Genomic DNA, 22,285 nt, shown 5'->3' on the forward strand with positions numbered 1-22,285 from the left:
CTGAAAGCATGTTGCCTCCTTTGGGGGCGTATCCTTGAAAACTATTATTTCTTAAAGTCTGGGGCGGCTTTATCTACCGCCCCAAACCAAAAGCTTAGCTGGCGAGTGCGTCGCCATCGAGCGGGTAAACCCCGTTCTCGTCATGGACTTCGCGGCCATTGAGTGGCGGGTTGAACGCGCATGCGACAACCATATCCTCGGTGCCACCGCGCAGATAATGGCGGTCGTGCTTATCAAGGATGTAAACCGTTCCCGGCTCAATTTTGTACTTTTTGCCATCGGCAATGGTTTCGACTTCACCGTTGCCTGAGATGCAATAGACGGTCTCGAAATGATTGGCATAGCAAATTTCGGTTTCGGTGCCGGCATAGATGGTGGTGATATGGAAAGAGAAGCCCATACCATCTTCAGCAAGCGACATACGCGTGCTTTCCCAGTTATCAGAAACCACACGGCGACCGGATGCTTCACATTCTTTCAGGGTGCGAACAATCATTTTTAACTCTTTGAATTATTTAAGGTGTGGGGCTATCTAGGTGGTAGGGAAGGGCGACACCCAATAGCATCGCCCAACCTTATTATTCCGCAGCGGCTTTGGCTGCAACAACGTCCTTGCCCATGGCTTTGGCAGTTGCCAGCTCAAGGATATCAAGGCCGTGACCCAAATCCTGCTTGGAGATGATCAAAGGCACAAGGCATTTGACAACTTCATCTTCCGGGCCGCTGGTTTCAATGATCAGGTTATGCTTGAAGCATTCCTTGGTAACCTTCGATGCGAGTTCACCGCTTTCAAAGCAGATACCCTGCATCAGGCCGCGTCCTTTGCGATAGATTTTGCCGTCGCCATAGCGTTCGGCAATTTCTTCGAGACGCTTGCCAAGGAATTCAGCCTTGTCAGACACTTCGGATGCAAACTTATCATCTGACCAGAAGTGATCAAGGGCTGCTGTAGCGGTGACAAACGCATGATTGTTACCACGGAAGGTACCGTTGTGCTCGCCCGGATGCCAGACGTCAAACTCCGGCTTCATCAGAACAACCGCAAACGGCAGGCCATAAGCTGACAGCGACTTCGAAAGCGTAATCATGTCAGGCTTCATACCAGCGGGTTCAAAACTAAAGAACGTGCCAGTACGACCGCAGCCTGCCTGAATGTCATCAACGATCAGCAGGATGTCATGCTTACGGCAGGTCTGTTCGAGCTTTTTCAACCAGCCAAAGTCCGCCGCGTTCAAGCCGCCTTCACCCTGCACTGCCTCGACAATCACAGCAGCAGGAAGTGATACGCCGCTTGAGTTGTCGGAAAGAACACGATCAAGATAGTCGACGGTATCAACACTGTCGCCCATGTAGCCGTCAAACGGAACGGCAACGGCGTTGTCAAGCGATACGCCAGCAGCCCCGCGATGATGCTCGTTACCGGTGATGGCAAGCGCACCCAAGGTGCAGCCATGGAAGCCATTGGTGAATGAAATCACCGTTTCGCGGCCTTTGACGCGGCGCGCAAGTTTCAATGCGGCTTCAACAGCATTGGTGCCGGTTGGACCGGTAAACTGAACCTTGTATTCCATGTCGCGCGGCTTGAGGATTTTGTCTTCAAGCGCGGTCAGGAAGGCTTCCTTGGCCTTGGTGTGCATGTCCAGGCCATGGGTAATGCCGTTTGATTTGATGTAATCAATCAGCTTTTCCTGCAGAACAGGATGGTTATGGCCATAGTTCAGGCTGCCGGCACCGGCAAGGAAATCAAGATAACGGTTGCCGTTCTCATCGGTGAGCCAGGCGCCTTCGGCTTTTTCAAACGTAACGGGGAAGGAGCGTGCATAGCTCTGAACTTCCGATTCAAGGCGATCAAATACAGTCATGGTTCCCTCTTTCAGATTGGGAAAAGTCAAGTCCACTTGTCATGTCAAACGCCCCGGCGAACCGGATGTTCCCAATAACGGCTTTGCCGTTTTGAGGCATGAAAGCGGTGAAAATGGTTATTGAGGATCAGGCCGCGACGCGTTCGACGTCTTCACGTTCAAACGGGCCAATCTGCCACAGGATCTCACTGGCAGCCGCGCCGTCAAAATGCGTTTCGCGTTCAAACTGAACTTTGCGTTTGACGTCGGCGCCGAGCTCGCGTGCGACTGAACGGAACACACCCTGAGACGGTGCATTGGTTGACGTGATCGTCGTGTTCAGTTGCGACACATTGTAGCATGCCGGGCGATCCAGAATATCAAGGATCAAACGTTTCGCCAGACGAAGGCCACGGGCCTTCGGGGAAACGGCAACCTGCCAGATAAAAAGCTGCTCAGGCGTACTTGGGACGATGTAACCGGAAACAAAGCCCACGGCTTCGCCATCGAGTTCTGCAATCGCGCATGTGTCGCCAAAGTGCGAGCACTGCAGCAAGTTGCAATACATCGAATTTTCATCCAAAGGCTTACAATCGGCGATCAACGCATTGACCGTTGCGCCGTCGGTGGCCTTCGGTTTTCGGATAATCAGGTTGGCTTTGCGGCCGGTGTTGCCTTGATTGTTGGCAATTTTCATCGGTCTGCCTGCTCTGTTATTTCGATATGCGATCATTCATGTCGCGAGAGATGTATAGAATAGCGATACAAATTGATCAACCCTTTCTCGATGAAAATAACGTGAAACCTAGTAAGTTATTGATATGAAAGAAAACATAAATTAATCGGTCTTCGATATTGATGGATCGATGTCGCTGACATATTTTCGTCATGAAATACCGAAAATCGATGAAATAAAATATCGGATATCGATGGAAGGTCATCTTAAACCGTTGCGGTTTCGCGGTTCTGGGGCTAAAACATCTTTTGTAGCAGGACAACAATTGACGCCCGGAAATTCAAATGGACAAATTGCATGAAGCGTTGATCTCCATTCGCCGCATTCTACGCGCGAGCGATATTCACGCTAAAAAACTTGGTAAAATCACCGGGTTGAAGACATCGCAGCTTCTGGTTTTGCAATCACTGGAAGAATACGGCGAGATGACGGTTGGCCAGATTGCCGCAAAGGTGAATCTGGCGCAGGCATCAACAACCTCATTGGTTGATAAGCTTCAGGCGATGGAGCTTGTCTTGCGTGCGCGTGGTGACACGGATAAGCGCAAAGTGTTTGTCCGCTTAACGGATCAAGGACGATCCATCCTTGATCGGGCTCCCATGGCACTGCATGACAGATTTTCAGATAACTTCAATGATCTTGAAGAATGGGAACAGACGTTCCTGATCGCTGCCTTGCAACGTGTGTCCGGCATGATGGATGCAAGCGACATCGATGTCGCGCCACTGCTTGATCATGATGTAATTGTCGATAAAAACTGACGGTTAGGCGTCATCCCGTCTTTTTGATTCCCGGAAACCCTTAGTACTTAAAGGCGGGGAAATTCCGTCGGTGCAGAACGCTTACCGGATAGGGGTGTTATTCTGCGCGTTCTTGCGCTGCATATGGCGCTGGAACCACTTTGCCATGATCGGCGCAAGTAAGACGATTTCAAATATACGGACGATGTGGTGGAAGGCAACGAAGCTTGGCTCGACATTCAGTGCCAGTGCGATCAGCGACATCTCAGCAACGCCCCCCGGCGCAAACGCCAGCAACACAGCAATGAAATCAAGATCAAGCCATTGCGACACCATCCAGGCAACGCCGCCGGTAAAGGCCAAAATTACTAGCGTGGCAAAGATCGAATAACCGGCCAATCGCGCTAGAAATGATAATTTGACGCCCGCAAAACGGCTGCCGATGGCGGAGCCAAGGATCAGAAGACTTCCGGCCAAAAGCCAATCAGGTAAATTACCTTCAACGATCCCGGTAACGTGCAGAACCATGCTGGCAAGCATTGCACCTGTCATATAGGCAGCCGGGACGCGAAGCTTGCGAAACAGCAAGACAGTGAGAAGGGCGGCACCACCTGTCAAAAGACCTTCTGACAGTGTCATATAGACCGCATCACCATCGCCATGACCGCTGGCAACGACACCCGTAATCATTAAAACGATCAAGGGGGCGGACATGACCAGCAACAGAACGCGCAAGCCTTGCGTTAATGCGATTTCCTGTTCATTTCCGCCCGCAGCAGCGCCAAGGACGACCATAGGCGTCAGACCACCCGGTGTTGCTGAAAACAGGGCTGTTGCCGGATCAAGTCGGGCGATTTTGGTATAGAACCACGTCACAAAAACCGTCACGACGGGCACGTAAATCAGCACCGCAATCATGCTGATTGGCCAGCGGACGGCCTGATCAAGGGTTTCAGGGGTAAAGGACGCGCCAAGAAAAATGCCGATCACCCCCAGAATGACCGAGCGAAACTCCATCGGAATGCCCATCTGAACGCGCATCAAGCTTGCCACAAAAGTTGCAAGCATCGGTCCCATCATCCATGCGAGCGGCATGTTTAGGCTATGTGCGATCAATCCACCAACAAGGCCGATGCCAAGAGCAATAGATAGTCTTTTGAAAAAGCGTGGTGTCATTACACCCGAAATACGGTTGATCCAACTGGACATGGCTGGATCTTCGGGTGATCTGCTCATTATGCGCTGGCCTTGTTCTTGTTGATCTGTTCGAGGAACCCATCAATCGCATCGCGCAGTCGCGATGCTTCGGTATTAAGTGTGTTGGTTGCACGCGTGACATTTTCCGAACCGTTATGAACGCGGGCGGTTTCGGTATCAAGAGCACCAACCGCTTCGGCCACCGTGCGCATCCCGCCATTGGCATCATGAATGCTATCGGAAATACCAGCCGTTGATGCCTGTTGCTCTTCCACAGCTGCAGCAATCGCGGCGGCCGATTGATCAACCTCACCAATCACATTTGCAACACTTTGCAGTGCGCCGACGACATTGTCTGTCAGGCCACGGATCTCATCGACCTGATTGGAAATATCCTCGGTGGCGCGTGCGGTCTGCGATGCAAGGTTTTTAACCTCACCGGCAACGACGGCGAAGCCCTTGCCTGCGTCCCCGGCACGGGCTGCTTCGATGGTGGCATTCAGGGCCAGTAGGTTGGTCTGGCTTGCGATGTCTTCGATCAGACCGACAATATCGCCAATGCGTTGTGTCGCGTTGGTCAACTGTTCAAACAGGGCGCGGGACTGTTCACTTTCCGAGCGGGCCTTGCCAGCGACTTCGGCAGAATTTTGTGCCTGATGGCCGATTTCGGCAATGGCTTCGGACAGGCTTGCCGTGGTTTGCGATACGGCTTCGATATGATGGAGAACTTGTTCGGAATGTTGATTGGCATCAGCAGAACGTGCGCTTGCCGAGGTTGCGATCTGCTCCATGTCGCTTGCCGATCCGTTCAGTGAGCCAAATTCACGGTCAAACCCGGAAAGGGCATCCTGAACGGTGCGTTGGAAATGATCGGTAGCGCGGATCAAGTCCTGCTGGCGTTCGCCTTCGATCGTTCGGACGCGTTCGCGTTCTTTGCGCAGGCTTTCGGCTTCTTTGGATTGATCGCGCAAAACAGTTACAGATCTTGCAACCGTGCCGATTTCATCACGGCGTTGAACGCCACGAACATCAATGTCCAGATCGCCATTGGCGATTTGTTCGATCAGATGTGAAAGATCGGTCATGGGGCGTGAAATGCGCCGTGAGACGAACACAGAAACCACCCCGGCAATAAACACAACAAGGATGGCAACAATCACGAATACCCGTTGCAAGGCTTCTGCCTGTGACGATGCATTGGCAAAGGATGTTTGGGCCAGTTCGTGGGTCTGTACCAGAATTTGATTAAGCGGCACCTGAAGGGCACGGAATGTTTCATCGGCCTGCGCAATGACTTCGAGTGCGCCGTAGATGTTCATTTCGCTTTCAACCAGGAACTGGTCAACCTGTTCGATGTATTTCTCATAGTTGCTGGTGAACTCGTCGCCACCAACAACCGCAAGCCGTTGTGCGAGCGGGGCAAGGTCTTCTGAAATATGACTGACCTGTTCGCGCAACTCAGGAACAGTCGCAGCATTAATGCCGTTGGAATCCCATGTTAGGATACGAAACAGCGATCCATGCACCTCGTTCAGTGCGTTACTGAGTGTGAGTGCGTCAGACCGCCGCTCATAGGCTTCGACGCGAAGGCTGGTGAGGGTGTTTTTCTCGCTTTCAAGTGTGGCGACCGTCGCAATACCCATTGCAACGATCACAACCATCAGAAAGACCGGGACCAAAAGAGTTTTTGGCCCAATCGCCAAATTATCAAGAAAGCGCATTCATCCAATTCCTTCGCGTCGGAAGCTTTTCAGGTCTTAGAATTCACCGTCGTTTGGCACCGCTTTGCGGTTTTTTACCCATTGGCGCAGGTTGCCGACCAAAGGTGCTGACAGGAACAGGGCACTGAGCAGAAGGATCACAAGCGTGATCGGACGTTCCCAAAGGAAGGCCAGCGAGCCATCACTGATCATCAGTGCACGGCGCAGGTTTTCTTCCATCATGCTGCCCAAAATGAAGCCCAGCAGCATCGGTGCCATCGGATAGTTCAAAAGACGCAAACCAATAGCGATTGCCGCGGCAATGACCATCATGTGAATATCAAAGGCGTTAAAGGTCACCAGATAAACACCGATCAGCGAGAAGAACAGCACGAACGGGACCAACAATTGCTGCGGCAGAGCCAAAAGGCGGGAGATGTAAGGGATCAGCGGCAGGTTCAACACCAGAAGCACGATGTTGCCGATATACATCGAAATAATAACCGACCAGAAGACTTCCGGCTGCTCAACAAACAGACGCGGGCCTGGTTGAACGCCATAGGAAATCAGAGCCCCCATCATGACCGCCGTCGTGCCAGACCCCGGAATACCAAGGGTCAAAAGTGGGACGAAAGAGCCAGAACAAGCGGCATTGTTGGCGGTTTCCGGGGCAGCAAGGCCACGAATGGACCCTTTACCGAACTGAAGCTTTTCCTTTGCAGATGCAATGTTGCGTTCCATGCCATAGGCAAGGAAGGATGCAATGGTCGCACCGGCACCGGGCAGAACGCCGGTAAAGAAGCCAAGCACCGAGGATCGACCGATTACCGGGATCATGGTTTTGACTTCTTCTTTGGACAGCTTCATTGAGCCAAGGTTTTTCAACGCCCGTTCTTCGTCAGTGCGTGTGTCCTTGGTCGGACGCAGGATCGACAGAAGGGCTTCGGAGAGCGCAAAGGTTGACATGGCAAGCAGCAGGAAGCTGATGCCGTCAATAAGGTCCATGTTGCCAAAGGTAAAGCGTGCAACACCAGCCGCCGGATCAGTGCCGATGGTTGACAGCATGATGCCAAACAGCGTCATGGTAATTGCCTTGAGAACCTGACCTTTCCCGGCAAAGGCCGATACCGCCGTTAGCCCCAATACCATCAGGGCGAAATAATCACCCGACTGGAACGATAGCGAAACAGAAGCAAGAACAGGGGCCGCAACCAACAAGAAGATCGCCGCAATCGTGCCGCCGGAAAATGACGAGTAGGCGGCAATTGCCAGTGCCTTGCCAGCCTGACCTTTTTGGGCCATTGGATAACCGTCAAAGGCAGTCGCAACGGTACCGGCAACGCCGGGTGCGTTAATCAGGATTGACGATGTCGAACCGCCAAAGATAGCACCGTAATAGACACCGGCCATCAGGATCAGGCCGGTAGAAGGATCAAAGCCGTAGGTGATCGGGATCATTAGCGCAATTGCGGTGATCGGACCGAGCCCCGGCAACATGCCGATAAATGTCCCGGCGAAACAGCCGACAGCAACCATCAGAAGGTTGATCGGCATGACTGCGGTCGAAAGACCGGAGAAAATTCCTTCAAGCATTTCTTTCGCCCTAACCCAGCATTTCGAAGATGTCACCCGGTGCCAGATAGATGCCCATCAGTTGGGTCAGCAGGTACCAGAAAATGAAAACAACAGGGATGGATGCACCCAGCAAAACCTTGATCCGGCGTTCGCCAAGAACGGCAAAGCCCCCGACCAAAAAGATCGTGGTTGAGATCAGGAAGCCGAGATAGCGAATGGTAAAGCCATAAAAGACCATCAGCACACCAAGCTGAACAACACGGCCCCATTTCAAACCGCGGAAGGCGGCCGAAAGGTTGCCTGCCTCTTGATTGGCAGGCATGACCAGTTGGATGAAGGAAACCAAACCTAATATCCACGCAAGCGCATTAGGAAGGGTTTGAGCATTAAACGGCGCATCTTCGTCGCCAAACAGCAACGGGATATCATCGACATAAAACCCGTAGATCAGCGCAAGGCATAGAAAAAGCAGTGCGCCGAATTTGTCACGATTGATGGACATGGCGTGGTTTCCTTCGGAAGTCTTTTTATCGGTTTTCTAATGGCTTATTTCAGGAAGCCAAGATCGCGCATCAGGTCGCCAACGACCTTTTCCTGGTTTTCCATAAAGGTGGAAAACTCTTCACGACCTTTATAGATTTTTTCCCAGCCGTTACGTTTGCGCACGGTGTCCCACTCCGGGGTCGCCTGCACGTCTTTGAGAAGTGCTGCATACGCATCCGCTTTGTCAGCCGACAGGGAAGGTGAGCCGAAGTAACCGCGCCAGTTGACGAATTCTGCATCAATGCCGAGTTCGCCGAGAGCCGGAACTTCCGGAGCTGCTTCGATACGTTCGTTCGAAGTTACCGCAAGAATGCGAATCTGACCTGCTTTGGCGAGTTCAAGAAGTTCGCCAAGACCGGTCGAACAGAACGTCGGTTTCGCCCGACAGAAGACCTGCAATTGCTTTGCCACCGGCATCATACGGAATGTATTTTACCTGTTTGGCATCGCCGCCACCCTGCTGCACAGCGTAGGCTGCAACAATGTGATCCATGCCACCACGGACCGAGCCACCACCAAATTTGACCGATGACGGGTCAGATTTGACAGATGCAACAACGTCGGTGAAAGATTTCGAACTTGCTGTCTGCCGGTACGGCAAAGGCCGCATATTCAGCAACAACAGCAGCAATCGGGGTCAGGTCGCGGAACGATTGCGGGAAGACCCCGGTCAGCGAACGCACGATGATCGGAGTGGAGTTGACCATCAAGGTGTTATCAAGGCGATCAGCAGCTTCGATCATGTAAGCAATGGCTTTACCGCCGCCGCCGCCAGACATGTTTTCATAAGATGCAGTGCCAACCAGACCGGATTTTGTCAGGGCTTCGCCTGTACCACGTGCGGTACCGTCCCAGCCGCCACCTGCGCCGCCCGGAATGATAAAGTGAACTTCATCCATTTCTGCAGCTTTGGCAGTCGTAACAGCAAAAGCAGCCGTCGAAACAGCCACAGCAGTTGCTGCAACCATAAATCCGCGACGCGAGAACATCGTCAGCTTGTTCATCAGGGTCTCCTCCAGACACTAAAGCATTTTCCCAAGCCACCAAAACGGTGGCGCGCCGATCATTAAGGACAGAACTTCAGCAACGGAGAACGATCACGACCTTTCAGGTGTGCAAACGCAACCTGACTGTCGAATTGAAAGTAAGTCCTCCCTTGCCGATATTCTTGTTTTTGATCCTTGGGCGGTTTTACCCCCTGATCGGCAGTGGCAGGACGTTAACAGCCAAACCTGTCACCAACCTGTCATTGCCAACAATCAGGTGAAAAAAAGGCATATGTTTTATGAAGCTGTGGCATAGACGGTGCCAAATATGGCGGAAAAGTAGGCGTTACGCCGAAAGAGAGCGACCACATTCAAGGGCATGAGATTTCAATAAAGACAATACGCTCTGGCGTTTTTCTGCTGTGAACCGGCTGCCCGGACCCGACAATGACAAAACACCCAACATTTGTTTGTGTCGGTCAAGAACCGGAACAGCGATGGCTGAAATATCAGGGTCGCGTTCACCGTGGCTTTGCGCAAAACCGTGTTCAAGGACTTCTAACGCCCGATCATCAACGCCGTTGCCCCACGCACGAATAACATGTCCGGCGGCCCCACGGTCACAGGGCAGGATGGCACCTTCTTCAAGGTGATGGCGCAGGCTGCGTGGTGAGTTTTCGCGAAACAAGCACAGGCGGTTTGACCCTTCCGGGACATAGAAAGAGGCTGTTTCACCGCTTTGATCAACAAGTGTGCTTAGATGTGGGCGGACAACGTCATCCATCCTAAATGATCGCCGATAAATGGACCCCAATCGCCATAAGGCCGGGCCCAATCGATATCGCCCACGCCCCGAAATCATCAGAAAACCATTCGACTCTAATGTTCCGGCCAGTCTTGAGATGGTGCTTTTGTACATTCCAGTGCGTTCAGCGAGGTCCTTAAGCGACAGATCCGCATCCTGATCGGTAAAAACATCAAGGATCATAAGCGCGCGTTCAACGGCGCTAACATTCTGTTCTGACATGGTCTTTCCAAATTCTTATAGGCGGCAGCCTGATTGCTGACTGATTGAACCGTTTTGCGAGGATAGTAAATTCTATATAATAGAACATAATTCTACCAAACAGAATATTGGGAAATAGTATGCAAAATACCAAACCGCTTCATGGCGTCACGGTTTTGGACCTGACCAATGTGCTTGCCGGACCGTTTTGTTGTCATCAACTGGCACATCTTGGCGCAACAGTGATTAAGGTCGAAGCCCCTGGGCGCGGTGATTTGGCCCGCCAACTGGGTGCGGATGCCGGTTTGAATGAAAAGCTGATGGGGGTTTCGTTCCTCGCCCAGAATGCCGGGAAGAAATCGATCACACTTAATCTGAAAGACCCGCGCGGCAAGGATATCCTTAAAAAACTGGTCAAGAAGGCCGACGTATTAGTTGAGAATTTTCGACCCGGCGTGATGGATCGGCTTGAGCTTGACTATGACGTGTTGTCCAAGGTGAACCCGGCCTTGATTTATTGTGCGATATCCGGGTTCGGGCAAAGTGGTCCGATGAAAAAGCTGCCAGCTTACGATCAAATCGTGCAGGGCCTTTCTGGTATCATGACCATCACTGGTGAAGAAGATAAGGAAACCTATCGGGTCGGGTATCCGGTTGCCGATACCATTGGGGGCCTGACGGCAGCTTGTGCGATCAGTTCAGCACTCGCGGGCAGGGCGCTTGGTAATAATGAGGGCAAGGGTAGCTTTATCGATATTTCGATGCTGGAATCGGTCGTTGCGACCATGGGCTGGGTGGTTTCGAACTTCCTTATTGCCGGGCAGCAACCGATCGCAAACGGCAATGATAACTTTACGTCATCCCCGTCCGGAGCGTTTCGCACTGCAGATGGTCAAATCAACATTGCGGCGAATAAGCAGGAACAGTTTGAAGCCGTGTGTGATGTGCTTGAACTAGACGCGCTTAAAGCCGATCCACGCTTTCTGACCCGTTCTGATCGTCTTTCAAACCGCAAAGAATTGGCCGGGTTGCTTGAGGGGGTACTTCAAACAGGTCGTACCGATGACTGGGTGCTGGCATTTAATGCGGTTGGTGTTCCCGCCGGTGCGGTTCTAACCGTGCCACAGGCACTTTCATTGCCACAAATCGCCGATCGCGGAATGATCGCCGATTTTGCAAGCGTGCCGGGTGTTGAGCGTGACATTCGCGTCTTGCGCACGGGTATGAAGCTTAATGGCGAAGCCCCAAGTGTTGATGCGCCGCCGCCCGTTTTGGGACAGGACAATGAAACCATTTTGGCCGGGCTTGGATTGTCGGTTGACGAAATCAAAACGCTGAAAGCGGAGGGCGTATTATGAGCGAGAAAACAGCACGTGATGTCGAACACGAAGTATCGGACTGGTGGCAAAGCTCGATCATCGATATGAAACCCGGCGAAATTCGCTATTCAGGTTATGCCATCGAAGATTTGATTGGCAATGTCAGCTTTCCGGCAATGATCTGGTTGATGACACGGGGTGACTTGCCCAATCCCAAGCAGGCAAAACTGCTTGAGGCGGCATTGGTGGCTGCTGTCGATCATGGCCCACAAGCTCCAAGTATTGCTATTGCCCGCATGGCGGCAACCTGTGGCGTTGGACTTAACAATGCAATGGCAAGTGCCGTAAATGTGCTGGGCGACGTTCATGGTGGTGCGGGCGAGCAGGCGGTTGCCTTATATCGCGATATTGCACGACGTATTGATGATGGCGTATCCGTCGCGCAGGCGGTTTCGGACGGGCTTGATCACCAGATTTCCGAACATGGCAAACATATTCCCGGATTTGGGCATCGTTTCCATCCGACCGACCCGCGTGCGCCGCGCTTGTTGGGGCTGGTGGAAGATGCGGCCAACGATGGCATTGTCAACGGGCATTTTGGCATGATTGCCCGTGAAGTCGAAAAGACGCTTGAGGCGCGTAAAGGCAAAAAAATCCCGATGAACATAGATGGTGCGACGGCGGTTATTTATGCCGAGTTGGGATTTGATGCGCCCCTGGCACGTGGGTTGTTTTGCCTGTCACGGTCGGTGGGCATTCTTGCCCATGCGTGGGAGCAAACCCAGCAAGGTGGCCGCAACAAAGGCCCGATCCCGCGTCGCATGATCTGGAAATATACCGGGCATGAACCGCGCCTCGTGCCTGTTGAAAATCACGAAGGTTGATCATTATCAAATATTTGGCAGGATGTATTTTAACGCCGGTTTAAAAGTGCATCCTGCCATCGACGAATAAACCGCTGACGTTTTGCCTGATCAAGATAGACCAGCAAGCCGGGACCAACCGGAAAGGAGCGTACACGTTCTCCATAGCGGTCAAAGATCAATGAGGAAAATGGACTTTGCGGAACATCGGCGCGCACCGGGTTAAAATTACCTGCGTCCTGCAGAACGGTTTGTCCTTCGATTGAGAGCATGTAATCAAGGAAGCGTGCGCCGAGGTTCGGGTTGCGCGCTCCGCGCGGGATAATGGCAATACGCGAATAAACGACAATGAAATCATCGGGAAGGATGACGCCAAGGTTGGGTGTTCTGTGGCTAAAGGTTTCCGCATAGGATCCGAGAAGGTTATAGCCAAGGACGACCTGACCGTCGGCGATTTTTTCCAGCATGGGTGAGGTGTTTGAATACAGCTTTACCTTGGATTGACCTAGTTGCCGGATGAAGTCCCATATACCGGGGAAAAATCGTTCATCACGGGCAAGAAAGAGAAAGCCAACGCCGCTGCGCTCGATATCGTAGGTTGTTACTTTTTCGTTGAGTAAATCATCATTCGCACGCAGCAGTTCAAGGAATGCTTCGCGTGTGCGTGGTGGTTCCAGTTCATTTTCGCGGAAAAATTCCCGATTATAGGCAATTACGGCGGGTTCCTGCGTCACGGCGAATGCTTCGTTGCGCCAACGCGCCCAATTGGGCAGGGCATCCGTTTGCGTACTTTGGTGGGCGATTGCGTATCCGTCATTTGCCAGCTTCATCTGCAAATCCATGGATGAACTAATGATCAGATCGGCATTGGCGGCACCACTGGCGCGTTCCTTGATCGTCATGTCATACATTTCAAGTGTCTGAAGCTGATGATATTCAATGCCAACCTGTGGGTTGTTCTGCTGAAATGCTTCGATGGCGGGGCTAAAAGCGCCAATGTCGGCAGAGCCGTATATAACGGCCACCTGATTGTAATCGGTCAGAAGGGCTTGTTCTGGGTCGGCGGGCTGGCTTGCGTGCAGGGCAGGGAACTGAAACACCTCGGCAAACGCAGAAGATACTTGCATCGCGACGGCAATGACACATAAACGAATACAGGAACGTCCCAAGGTCATAGTGTACTATCCTAAGCGGGCGTCGATTGTCGATTTCATCGGCCAGAACTAGCGACTTGGCATGATGCACCAAATCTGCGGAACCCGATTATCGGTTTATCAGGGAAGAGTACGACAAACAATGAGAGTCCTCGTCGTCGAAGATCATGCCGCACTGGCGGACGGCATAGCCAGATCGCTTCGGCAATCTGGCTATGCCGTTGATGTGATCGCAGATGGTGAAGAAGCCGATGATATCCTGCGCACTCAGGAATACGGGTTGGTCGTGCTTGATCTTAATTTGCCAAAGCTTGACGGGCTTGAAATTCTGCGCCGGCTGCGTCATCGCGGTGCCGAAAGTGCTGTTTTGATCCTGACCGCGCGCGGCGATATCGAAGATCGGGTCAAGGGACTTGATCTTGGCGCGGATGATTATCTGGCAAAGCCGTTTGAACTGGTCGAGCTTGAAGCCCGCGTACGGGCATTGATGCGGCGGAATGCCGGCACGCACAACACCCAGATCAGATGCGGTCAACTGGTATTTGATACGGTGGCACGGCGTGTCATGATCCATGGCGATGACATTGAAATTCCACGCCGCGAGCTTAATATCCTCGAAATTCTGCTGTTGCGGTTGGGGCATGTTCTGAGCAAGGAACAGATTGCCGATCAGTTGGCCGGGTTTGAGGACGATATCAGTGCGAACGCGGTAGAGCTTTATATCAGTCGTTTACGCAAACGTGTTGAAGCGGCTGAGGTCAAAATTCAGACGGTACGCGGACTTGGTTATTTGTTGAAAAAGACATGAAATGGCGTAACGGATCACTCAGGCGACGGCTGATTATCTGGCTTCTGATCCCGCTTTTGGTGATCAGTTCTTTAATGCTTCTTGAAGTGCGAAGCAATGCTGTTAGCTCGACAAATCAAGCATTTGACCGCGCACTTTTAAGTTCTGCATTGGCGATTGCCGACCGTGTTGTCCTGATCGGGGGCAAGATAGAAGTTGATGTACCGTATGTTGCACTTGAGATGCTGACAAGTTCGGCCGAAGACCGCGTGTTTTATCAAGTTGGCACAATACAGGGTGAATTTATCACCGGGTACGAAGATCTGCCGCCGGTACCAAACGTGTTATTGCCACTGCGCGAAAATCCGGTGTTTTATGATGCGGTGTATAACGGCGAAAATGTTCGCATTGGCGCGTTATCGCGCTATGTCGCCAGCGTTCGAAAAGCAACACGTTTTCAGGTACTTGTTGCTGAAACCATGGGTACCAGAACAAGTCTGAGCGAAGACATCCTTGCCAGTGCAGCTGCGCGTCAGATTGCACTGATTGTGATTGCGGCTGTTATTGTCTGGTTTGGTATCGGGCAGGGGCTCAAACCGCTCACGCGCCTTGAAGAGGCACTTAACCGTCGTTCACCAACCGATTTGAGGCCGATTGAACATGATGTTCCCAATGAAGTGCGGCATCTCGTCGGCGCAATTAATCATCTTTTTCAACGCCTTGGAAACAGTTTGGCAACCATGCAGCGCTTTACAGCGGATGCCGCCCATCAGTTGCGGACGCCACTTGCCGCATTGCGCACGCAGTCTGAACTGGGCCTTCGTGAAGATGATCCGGAAAAGCTGCACCAGATCATGGCAACGATTGCAACGTCCACCCAGCAAACGTCGCATTTGGCCAATCAGTTGCTGGCATCGGCCCGGGCAGCCCCCGAAGGTCTTGCCGGTCAACAGTTTGAAAAGATTGATCTGTGTGACATCACCAGAACCGTGACGGCATCAAAAGTCATGACGGCCATCGAGAGCGGCATTGATCTTGGATATGAAGGTATCACAGAACCCACCATGATCATGGGCAATGCTACGTTGATTGAGGAGCTTTTGAAAAACCTAGTGCACAATGCGCTGACATATTGCCCGGAAGGAAGTGCTGTCACAGTCCGACTGGAAGATGACGTGGTGCGCAACAGTGTAATCTTGACGGTCGAAGACAACGGTCCAGGAATTCCATCGAAGTACCATAAGGATGTTTTCAAACGGTTTTATCGTATAGCCGAGAACGGAGAGGACGGGTGTGGGCTTGGATTATCGATCGTCCGTGAAATTGCGCTGCGTCACCATACGACTGTGAAGCTGACGAAACCTGATGATCACAACGGATGTGTCTTTACCGTTCAATTCGAACGAGCGGATGCGGTAAGCGATACATCTGCCTAAAAGGCTGACCGAATGGTCGCAGAGGATTATAGAATGGCGCGTAAAGTATTAATTTAAATATACAACGTATTTGAGTTGATATTCTATAATTTGTCATAATATATATTATAGAACCGGTGTGCAGTTTCGGGAGTGTTGCGTTGAGATTGATGGGATGCCCTTTTTCCTCTAACAATCCAGCCCCGAGAAACGCTCGTTCTGATCAATTCACGCTGATAACAAGCCCGTCATACGCAGGTTCAACATTGTACGGTGTATCCGCCATCGCCTTCGCGTAATCAAACTGAATGCTCATGTGGGTCATATAGACCTGCTTGGGTTTGAATTCCTCAACCCAGCCCAACAGCTTTTCAACATGGGCATGTGTGTTGTGCGGTTTATGGCGCAGGCAATCGACGACCCAGACATCAAGATCATAGAGGTGTTGTTTAGACGCCTCGGGGAAATCAACCACGTCGGTCGAATAGGCAAACTTCCCGATCTTAAAGCCCAACGTCTCGCAGTAGCCGTGATCCTGCGAGAAAACTGTTATTGGGACCCCTGCTGCCTTAAACGGTCCAGAGATCACATGCGGCACCAGTACCGGTTTAAAAAAGAACTCAACGCCGTCAGGAAGCGGCGTAAAGACATAAGCAAACCGATGATCAATGTCCGAGATTGTCTGCGCCGATGCGTAAATGTCGATCGGTTGTCCCATTGCAACATTGAGCCAACGCACATCGTCAATACCGTGGACGTGGTCGGCATGCGCATGTGTAAACAGGATTGCGTCAAGATGATTGATATCGTGAGATAATGCTTGCTGACGAAAGTCAGGTGTCACATCTACCAGGATCTTCTTGTCGGCTTCCTCTATCAGGATTGAGCTGCGCAAGCGTCGGTTTTTCGGGTTTTTCGGGTCGCACTGCCCCCATCCCAGGCCAACAGATGGCACACCATTTGATGATCCACAGCCCAGAATGGTTATTTTCGTCACTGTGCGCCATCCCCCAGCGCCAGAAGGTTATTGTGATCGGCCTTGGTAAACAGATTAAAGAAATTATCCGTTGTGATGCGGGCGATTTCTTCGACGCTGACACCTTTAATTTCCGCCAGTTTTGCCGCCGTATGGGCAACATAACTGGGTTCATTGGGTTTGCCGCGTTTTGGTACAGGTGCCAGATACGGCGCATCCGTTTCAACCAGCAACCGATCCAGCGGTACATCTTCGAGGGCCGCACGGATTTCCTTGGCGGAGTTAAACGTGATGATGCCCGAACACGAAATGTAAAATCCGATTTTCAAGGCCCGCTGCGCCAAGGCCGCAGAACTTGAAAAACAATGGATAAGACCGGGAAACGGCCCCTTTTGATATTCTTCTTCAAGAATATCCATCGTGTCATCATCCGCGTCCCGGGTGTGAACGATCAAAGGCAACCCGGTTTCACGACAGGCCGCGATATGCGCACGGAAGCTTTCCTGCTGTGCATCGCGCGGGGCATTATCATAGAAATAATCAAGGCCGCTTTCACCGATACCAATGATTTTGGGATCAGATGCCTTTTCGATCAGGGCGTCGGGGCTTGATATCCCCTCCTCGCCCGCTTCGTGCGGATGAACCCCGATCGTGCAGTAAATATGGTCTGCCTGCGCGGCAACCGCGCGAACCTGATCGAACGTTGTCAGTTTTACGCCGATGCTGACCATCATGCCAACACCGGCATTTTTCGCACGTGCGACGGTTCCGGCAAAATCATCGGCAAATTGCGGGTAGTCCAGATGGCAGTGGCTGTCAACTAAGGCGACATTCATGCCTTCTCTCCTTCGGCTTCCGGGTCAACAAAGCGTGGGAAGACGCCTTCGGGTTTGGGCAACTCGGTGCCAACTGACAATGCGTGATCAGGACCAAGGGTTTCAAAGCCGCGTTTGTCATCGGCAAGAACCAGAAGATCAAGAATCTTTGCTGCGGAATCTGGCATGACGGGTTGAACAAGGATCCCGACATGGCGGATAACTTCGGCCAGAACATAAAGAACCGTTTCCATACGTGCCGGATCGGTTTTCTTCAGGCCCCAAGGTGCCATTTCGTCGAACATAGCGATTGGCATCGCCCACCAGGCTCCAGATTGCTTCAAGTGCCTTGTGGAAGGCCTGTTCGTCAAACAGCGGCCGCACGGTATCGAGCATCCCGTATGCTTTACCAAGAATATCCTTGTCGGCATCTGTGAATTCACCCGGCGTCGGAACCGCTGCATTGCAGTTTTTATGGATCATCGACAACACGCGCTGGCACATATTGCCAAGGTCGTTGGCCAATTCACTGTTCATCCGGCTGACCATGGCGCGATGGCCAAAATCACCATCATTGCCAAACGGGACTTCGCGCAGCAGGAAATAACGGGTTTGATCAAGGCCATAGCGTTCCGTCAGATCATAAGGATCAATGACGTTGCCGATTGATTTCGAAATCTTCTGACCTTCGTTGGTCCACCAGCCGTGCGCAAACACACGTTTGGGCGGCGCGATGCCTGCTGCAAGCAGGAATGCCGGCCAATACACAGCGTGGAAACGCAAGATGTCTTTACCAACCATGTGCAGGTCAGCCGGCCAGAATTTTTCAAGTTTGGCCGGATCGACGTCTGGATAGCCAATGGCGGTCAAATAGTTGGTCAGCGCATCAAGCCAGACATACATGACGTGATCTTCGTCATTCGGTACTGGCACACCCCATTTAAAGCTTGTACGTGATACCGAAAGGTCGTGCATCCCGCCCTTAACAAAGCTGATGACTTCGTTACGACGTGATGGTGGTGCGATGAAATCGGGGTTGTCGTCATAGAATTTCAAAAGACGATCACCCCAAGCCGACAGCTTGAAGAAGTAGCTCGGTTCCGACACCCATTCGACCGGGGCGCCGGTTGGTGCGATTTTTTCACCGTCTTTTTCGATCAGTTCTTTTTCGGCGTAGAATGCTTCGTCGCGGACCGAATACCAGCCGTCATAGGAGCCAAGATAAATCTCGCCCTTTTCGAGCAGCGTATTCCACAATGCCTGACATGCTTTCTTATGACGTTCTTCCGTGGTGCGGATGAAATCGTCATTGGAAAAATTCATGTGTCCGGCCAGATCGCGAAAGTTCTGTGACACTTGATCGGTGAAGGTCTGCGGATCAATGCCTTTGGCCGCAGCAGATTTATCGACTTTCTGACCGTGTTCATCCGTACCAGTCAGGAACATCACATCAAAACCGTCAAGGCGCTTAAAGCGGGCCAATACGTCACATGCCAAGGTGGTATAGGCATGGCCAATATGTGGCTTGTCATTGACGTAATAGATCGGTGTCGTGATGTAATAGGGCTGTTTGTGCCCGGTCATGGCCGCAAATCCTTCGCGCAAGTCGTGAAACAAAACGGCCCGATTGGGCCGTGATGATCGAAATTTCGATTATTGGTCGTTGATGTCAGTTTCGCATGGTTTCTTCAAGCATGAAGAATGCATTCAGCAAGGCTTGTTTACGATCAAGATGCAAACCACGGGTCGCGCCCATCAATTCGTTGATCTTTTCCCATACCTCTAGCCATTGATCAAGCGGTTGCGATGCTGCCATACGCTGCATGGCTGGTAATTCACCGTCAATAATCTCACGCGGAGCGTGTCCAGTCGCGGCAAACCGGATCATTCGTGCCAGCCACCAATGCAAAAGTTCGGTGATTGTCGCAAACGATGCATCCTTATCGGCGGCGGAAAAACGTTCGGCAAACTTGTGTTGTCCGGCGACATCTGCATTGGGGAGTGCGGCAATAAGGGTGACCAACTCGGTATAAAGCTCAAGCCCGCCAACTTCGTGAAGCTGTAAGGCGCGGCCGACACTGCCTTCGGCCAGACCAGACAATGCATCACGATCGCCAAGATCCATGTCCGGGCAATAACGCCCCAAAAGGTCAACAACCTGATGTTCTTCAAATGCCCCAAGATTAAGACGGCGACAGCGCGACCGGATTGTCGGCAACAACCGGCCCGGATGATGCGCAACCAGGATCATCAGGGCGTTGGTAGGCGGTTCCTCCAGAACCTTCAAGATGGCATTGGCAGCATTTCGGTTAAGCTCGTCTGCGGCATCGACAATGACAACGCGCCACCCGCCCTCGGCCAAGGTTTTGGACATAAAATTGCCAACTGTCCGCACACTGTCAACCGTGATTTCGCCCTGTAGACGCTTTTTCTTTTCATCGTATTTGCGTTCAATGACCTTAAGGTCGCCGTGCCCGCCACCCGCGATACGGCGAAAAACTGGATTTTCCGGATCGACGTAAAGACCGTTTGGGCTGTCACCAAATAACCCTGTACCACTGTCCTCGCCCCCACCTGAAAGGATGAAGCGCGCCATTCGGTAGGCAAGTGTCGCTTTGCCAACCCCACGCGGGCCACACAACAGCCACGCATGATGCATGCGCTTGCTGTTCCATGCATCCAGAATGGTTTTCTCGGCCTCTTCGTGGCCCAGAAAGGCATCGTTTTTGCGTGGGGAGAAAATGTCGTCTTCGGTTTCCGTCTCGTCAGCACGGGCCATAAGGTTAGCTCCCCTGCCTGGTTAGACCGTCTTTCACCGCGGAAATCATTCGTTCGGCGACAGTATCTATGTCACTGTTGGCATCAATCATGCGGCAGCGATCCGCATTCGTTTGCGAAATTTCCTTGAACCCGTCACGCAGGCGCTGATGAAATTCGACGCCCATGCGCTCAAACCGATCTTCGGCAGCGCTGACATTGGCAAACCGTGCCTCTGCCCGATCAAGACCGACTTCAATTGGCAGATCAAAGATCAAGGTAAGGTCCGGTTTGAAATCGCCAATCGCCAAAGCCCAGAGATTTCGGATGTACTCAGCCCCCAAGCCATGGCCATAGCCCTGATAGGCAACTGATAAGTCGGCAAATCGATCACACAGAACAACTTTACCATCGGCCAAGGCCGGTCGAATAGTGCGTTCAACATGATCACGGCGTGAAGCAAACATCAAAAAAGCTTCAGTCACGGCATCCCAGCGACCGGGATCGCCGGTGAGCAGCAGGTTCCGGATTTCCTCAGCACCAGGAGATCCACCCGGTTCGCGGGTGACGACGACATCGCGTCCCTGATGGCGAAACCATTCTTCAAGACGTCGAATTTGAGTGGTTTTTCCGCTGCCTTCGCCGCCTTCAAAACTGATGAAAAGGCCGGGCTTTTCAATCACCCGTTCGCTCCCCACAACAGATATTTGATCGCAGCCCCAATGCGGCCAATGAACCCAAGGCGGCCGACATCATGTGCGGCATAGAGCGGGAATTCACGGGTTTCCTGATCAGCCATTTCGACTTTCAACGACGCGACTTGTGCGCCCTTGGTAATCGGTGCGGGGATCGGTCCCTCGTAAACAACGGAAACTTTCATGTCATTACGCGCACTGCGTGGCAAGGTCAGAAGAATGTCCTTATTCGAAACAAGGTCAACCTTTGTTTCCGCACCAAGCCAGACATTGGCCGAACCAACTATTTCGTCCTTGGCAAACAGATCGTAATTGTCAAACTCACGGAAACCCCAATCAAGAAGTTTCTGTAATTCGGTACGACGTTCACGCACCGACCCAAGGCCATTCACGACAAGGATCAAACGACGACCATCGCGCTCAGCTGACGCCGTCAGGCCATACCCCGCCGTTTCAGTATGGCCGGTCTTAAGCCCGTCAACACCAGCGCTGGTCCCCAAAAGCGGGTTACGGTTGGGCTGACGGATGCCGTTATAGGTGAATTCTTTAACTGAATAGAGTTTGTAGAGTTCCGGGAAATCGCGAATTGTATCGCGCGCCAGTGTGGCAAGATCATGAACGGTGACAAGATGCCCTTCTGCCGGCCAGCCTGTCGCATTTTTAAACACCGACTTGGTCATTCCGATGTTGCGGGCTTCTTCGGTCATTTCCGTGGCAAAGGCATCCTCTGTCCCGGCCAGCCCCTCTGCAACGACGATGGCGGCGTCATTTCCCGACTGAACAATAATCCCGTGCAGCAGGTCGGAAACAGAAACGTCGGAGTTTACCTCAACAAACATCTTGGAACCACCCTTGCGCCAGGCTTTTTCGCTGACGTGGAACGTATCATCCATAGATACACTGCCGTCCTTGATGTGCTTAAACAGCATATGGACAGTCATCATCTTGGTCATGGAGGCCGGTTCAGTTAGCGTATCGCCTTCCTTGTCCAACAGAACAGTGCCGGTATCAAAGTCCATGATAAAAGCTTCACGCGCATTGGTCTCAAGGGCATGGGCGCTGGTCATTGACATCGCCATGATAGACCCAAGTATCGCGGCACCTGCCACTACTCGGTTCAGACGTTTCTTGAACGGAATTGGCGGCATCAAAGTCATAGCGTCCTAACCTTGTAAACTAG

The 22,285-nt window shown here is 52.1% G+C and carries 21 protein-coding genes and 1 pseudogene; 5 read left to right on the forward strand and 17 right to left on the reverse strand.

The window, feature by feature from the left end; all coding sequences use genetic code 11:
• Window positions 1-94 precede the first annotated feature (94 nt).
• The 3 genes from AC0VXT_RS09555 to ectA form a co-directional block, all read right to left on the reverse strand.
• A complete protein-coding gene (locus tag AC0VXT_RS09555; protein WP_022732245.1) occupies window positions 95-496 on the reverse strand; it encodes an ectoine synthase in 402 nt (133 codons plus the stop codon).
• Window positions 497-578: 82 nt separating this feature from the next.
• Window positions 579-1,862 carry a diaminobutyrate--2-oxoglutarate transaminase gene (gene ectB, locus AC0VXT_RS09560; RefSeq protein ID WP_475548411.1) on the reverse strand — a complete coding sequence of 428 codons (1,284 nt, stop codon included), beginning with the start codon at window positions 1,860-1,862 and terminating at the stop codon, window positions 579-581.
• Window positions 1,863-1,989: 127 nt separating this feature from the next.
• The gene (ectA, locus tag AC0VXT_RS09565; protein ID WP_022732243.1) at window positions 1,990-2,538 is read right to left on the reverse strand and encodes a diaminobutyrate acetyltransferase; all 549 of its coding nucleotides are present in this window, start codon (window positions 2,536-2,538) and stop codon (window positions 1,990-1,992) included.
• Window positions 2,539-2,861: 323 nt separating this feature from the next.
• Here ectA and AC0VXT_RS09570 point away from each other — a divergent pair, with 323 nt between their 5' ends.
• The gene (locus AC0VXT_RS09570) at window positions 2,862-3,338 is read left to right on the forward strand and encodes a MarR family winged helix-turn-helix transcriptional regulator (RefSeq protein ID WP_022732242.1); all 477 of its coding nucleotides are present in this window, start codon (window positions 2,862-2,864) and stop codon (window positions 3,336-3,338) included.
• An 81-nt stretch (window positions 3,339-3,419) separates the two neighbouring features.
• On the opposite strand, the gene AC0VXT_RS09575 is transcribed toward AC0VXT_RS09570, so the two are convergent.
• The 7 genes from AC0VXT_RS09575 to AC0VXT_RS09605 form a co-directional block, all read right to left on the reverse strand.
• Entirely contained in the window at window positions 3,420-4,526 is a 1,107-nt protein-coding gene (locus tag AC0VXT_RS09575; protein ID WP_475548412.1) for an AbrB family transcriptional regulator, read from the reverse strand.
• A 26-nt stretch (window positions 4,527-4,552) separates the two neighbouring features.
• On the reverse strand, window positions 4,553-6,235 hold the full coding sequence (locus AC0VXT_RS09580) for a methyl-accepting chemotaxis protein (RefSeq protein WP_475548413.1): 1,683 nt from the start codon (window positions 6,233-6,235) through the stop codon (window positions 4,553-4,555).
• Window positions 6,236-6,271: 36 nt separating this feature from the next.
• On the reverse strand, window positions 6,272-7,807 hold the full coding sequence (locus AC0VXT_RS09585) for a tripartite tricarboxylate transporter permease (protein WP_022732239.1): 1,536 nt from the start codon (window positions 7,805-7,807) through the stop codon (window positions 6,272-6,274).
• A gap of 10 nt (window positions 7,808-7,817) precedes the next feature.
• Window positions 7,818-8,291: a tripartite tricarboxylate transporter TctB family protein gene (locus tag AC0VXT_RS09590; protein ID WP_102782735.1), complete on the reverse strand. Its 474-nt coding sequence runs from the start codon at window positions 8,289-8,291 to the stop codon at window positions 7,818-7,820.
• 44 nt (window positions 8,292-8,335) lie between these two features.
• The gene (locus AC0VXT_RS09595; protein WP_475548414.1) at window positions 8,336-8,743 is read right to left on the reverse strand and encodes a Bug family tripartite tricarboxylate transporter substrate binding protein; all 408 of its coding nucleotides are present in this window, start codon (window positions 8,741-8,743) and stop codon (window positions 8,336-8,338) included.
• 125 nt (window positions 8,744-8,868) lie between these two features.
• Window positions 8,869-9,336: a type 2 periplasmic-binding domain-containing protein gene (locus AC0VXT_RS09600; RefSeq protein WP_475548415.1), complete on the reverse strand. Its 468-nt coding sequence runs from the start codon at window positions 9,334-9,336 to the stop codon at window positions 8,869-8,871.
• 328 nt (window positions 9,337-9,664) lie between these two features.
• Window positions 9,665-10,345: an IclR family transcriptional regulator gene (locus AC0VXT_RS09605; RefSeq protein WP_475548416.1), complete on the reverse strand. Its 681-nt coding sequence runs from the start codon at window positions 10,343-10,345 to the stop codon at window positions 9,665-9,667.
• Window positions 10,346-10,464: 119 nt separating this feature from the next.
• Between AC0VXT_RS09605 and AC0VXT_RS09610 the strand changes: the two genes are divergently transcribed.
• Both AC0VXT_RS09610 and AC0VXT_RS09615 read left to right on the forward strand, forming a co-directional pair.
• Window positions 10,465-11,682 (forward strand): CaiB/BaiF CoA transferase family protein, encoded by a 1,218-nt coding sequence (locus AC0VXT_RS09610; RefSeq protein ID WP_475548417.1) that lies wholly within the window; start codon window positions 10,465-10,467, stop codon window positions 11,680-11,682.
• A complete protein-coding gene (locus AC0VXT_RS09615) occupies window positions 11,679-12,527 on the forward strand; it encodes a citryl-CoA lyase (protein ID WP_475548418.1) in 849 nt (282 codons plus the stop codon). The genes AC0VXT_RS09610 and AC0VXT_RS09615 overlap by 4 nt, the downstream gene beginning before the upstream one ends.
• Window positions 12,528-12,556: 29 nt before the next feature.
• Here the strand turns inward: AC0VXT_RS09615 and AC0VXT_RS09620 are convergent, their stop codons facing one another.
• Window positions 12,557-13,681 (reverse strand): ABC transporter substrate-binding protein, encoded by a 1,125-nt coding sequence (locus AC0VXT_RS09620; protein ID WP_475548419.1) that lies wholly within the window; start codon window positions 13,679-13,681, stop codon window positions 12,557-12,559.
• A gap of 121 nt (window positions 13,682-13,802) precedes the next feature.
• Here AC0VXT_RS09620 and AC0VXT_RS09625 point away from each other — a divergent pair, with 121 nt between their 5' ends.
• Window positions 13,803-14,468, forward strand: coding sequence for a response regulator transcription factor (locus AC0VXT_RS09625; RefSeq protein ID WP_101300482.1), 666 nt, complete (start codon window positions 13,803-13,805; stop codon window positions 14,466-14,468).
• Entirely contained in the window at window positions 14,465-15,883 is a 1,419-nt protein-coding gene (locus AC0VXT_RS09630) for a sensor histidine kinase (protein WP_475548420.1), read from the forward strand. Before AC0VXT_RS09625 ends, AC0VXT_RS09630 begins: the two co-directional genes overlap by 4 nt.
• Before the next feature lie 202 nt (window positions 15,884-16,085).
• On the opposite strand, the gene AC0VXT_RS09635 is transcribed toward AC0VXT_RS09630, so the two are convergent.
• The 6 genes and pseudogenes from AC0VXT_RS09635 to AC0VXT_RS09660 all read right to left on the reverse strand — a co-directional run bounded on the left by AC0VXT_RS09635 (window position 16,086) and on the right by AC0VXT_RS09660 (window position 22,172).
• Window positions 16,086-16,757, reverse strand: coding sequence for an MBL fold metallo-hydrolase (locus AC0VXT_RS09635; protein ID WP_475548421.1), 672 nt, complete (start codon window positions 16,755-16,757; stop codon window positions 16,086-16,088).
• A gap of 98 nt (window positions 16,758-16,855) precedes the next feature.
• A complete protein-coding gene (locus tag AC0VXT_RS09640) occupies window positions 16,856-17,674 on the reverse strand; it encodes a TatD family hydrolase (RefSeq protein WP_475548422.1) in 819 nt (272 codons plus the stop codon).
• A pseudogene (metG, locus tag AC0VXT_RS09645) lies at window positions 17,671-19,237 on the reverse strand (methionine--tRNA ligase). Before metG ends, AC0VXT_RS09640 begins: the two are co-directional and overlap by 4 nt.
• Window positions 19,238-19,322: 85 nt before the next feature.
• Entirely contained in the window at window positions 19,323-20,432 is a 1,110-nt protein-coding gene (locus AC0VXT_RS09650; RefSeq protein ID WP_475548423.1) for a DNA polymerase III subunit delta', read from the reverse strand.
• Window positions 20,433-20,436: 4 nt separating this feature from the next.
• Complete coding sequence (gene tmk / locus AC0VXT_RS09655; protein WP_475548573.1) at window positions 20,437-21,090, reverse strand: dTMP kinase; 654 nt, start codon at window positions 21,088-21,090, stop codon at window positions 20,437-20,439.
• Complete coding sequence (locus tag AC0VXT_RS09660) at window positions 21,090-22,172, reverse strand: D-alanyl-D-alanine carboxypeptidase family protein (protein WP_475548424.1); 1,083 nt, start codon at window positions 22,170-22,172, stop codon at window positions 21,090-21,092. Before AC0VXT_RS09660 ends, tmk begins: the two co-directional genes overlap by 1 nt.
• Window positions 22,173-22,285 lie beyond the last annotated feature (113 nt).

This window comes from Thalassospira sp. Z349TD_5, assembly GCF_056173045.1.

Bases quoted from the DNA above. Each gene is read 5' to 3' on its own strand.
- AC0VXT_RS09600 (WP_475548415.1), bottom strand. From the start codon at position 9,336: ATGAACAAGCTGACGATGTTCTCGCGTCGCGGATTTATGGTTGCAGCA.
- AC0VXT_RS09660 (WP_475548424.1), bottom strand. From the start codon at position 22,172: ATGACCAGCGCCCATGCCCTTGAGACCAATGCGCGTGAAGCTTTTATC.
- AC0VXT_RS09610 (WP_475548417.1), top strand. From the start codon at position 10,465: ATGCAAAATACCAAACCGCTTCATGGCGTCACGGTTTTGGACCTGACC.
- ectB (WP_475548411.1), bottom strand. From the start codon at position 1,862: ATGACTGTATTTGATCGCCTTGAATCGGAAGTTCAGAGCTATGCACGC.
- AC0VXT_RS09615 (WP_475548418.1), top strand. From the start codon at position 11,679: ATGAGCGAGAAAACAGCACGTGATGTCGAACACGAAGTATCGGACTGG.
- AC0VXT_RS09605 (WP_475548416.1), bottom strand. From the start codon at position 10,345: ATGTCAGAACAGAATGTTAGCGCCGTTGAACGCGCGCTTATGATCCTT.
- AC0VXT_RS09640 (WP_475548422.1), bottom strand. From the start codon at position 17,674: ATGAATGTCGCCTTAGTTGACAGCCACTGCCATCTGGACTACCCGCAA.
- AC0VXT_RS09555 (WP_022732245.1), bottom strand. From the start codon at position 496: ATGATTGTTCGCACCCTGAAAGAATGTGAAGCATCCGGTCGCCGTGTG.
- ectA (WP_022732243.1), bottom strand. From the start codon at position 2,538: ATGAAAATTGCCAACAATCAAGGCAACACCGGCCGCAAAGCCAACCTG.
- AC0VXT_RS09650 (WP_475548423.1), bottom strand. From the start codon at position 20,432: ATGGCCCGTGCTGACGAGACGGAAACCGAAGACGACATTTTCTCCCCA.
- AC0VXT_RS09575 (WP_475548412.1), bottom strand. From the start codon at position 4,526: ATGTCCAGTTGGATCAACCGTATTTCGGGTGTAATGACACCACGCTTT.
- AC0VXT_RS09570 (WP_022732242.1), top strand. From the start codon at position 2,862: ATGGACAAATTGCATGAAGCGTTGATCTCCATTCGCCGCATTCTACGC.
- AC0VXT_RS09620 (WP_475548419.1), bottom strand. From the start codon at position 13,681: ATGACCTTGGGACGTTCCTGTATTCGTTTATGTGTCATTGCCGTCGCG.
- AC0VXT_RS09590 (WP_102782735.1), bottom strand. From the start codon at position 8,291: ATGTCCATCAATCGTGACAAATTCGGCGCACTGCTTTTTCTATGCCTT.
- AC0VXT_RS09630 (WP_475548420.1), top strand. From the start codon at position 14,465: ATGAAATGGCGTAACGGATCACTCAGGCGACGGCTGATTATCTGGCTT.
- AC0VXT_RS09625 (WP_101300482.1), top strand. From the start codon at position 13,803: ATGAGAGTCCTCGTCGTCGAAGATCATGCCGCACTGGCGGACGGCATA.
- AC0VXT_RS09585 (WP_022732239.1), bottom strand. From the start codon at position 7,807: ATGCTTGAAGGAATTTTCTCCGGTCTTTCGACCGCAGTCATGCCGATC.
- AC0VXT_RS09580 (WP_475548413.1), bottom strand. From the start codon at position 6,235: ATGCGCTTTCTTGATAATTTGGCGATTGGGCCAAAAACTCTTTTGGTC.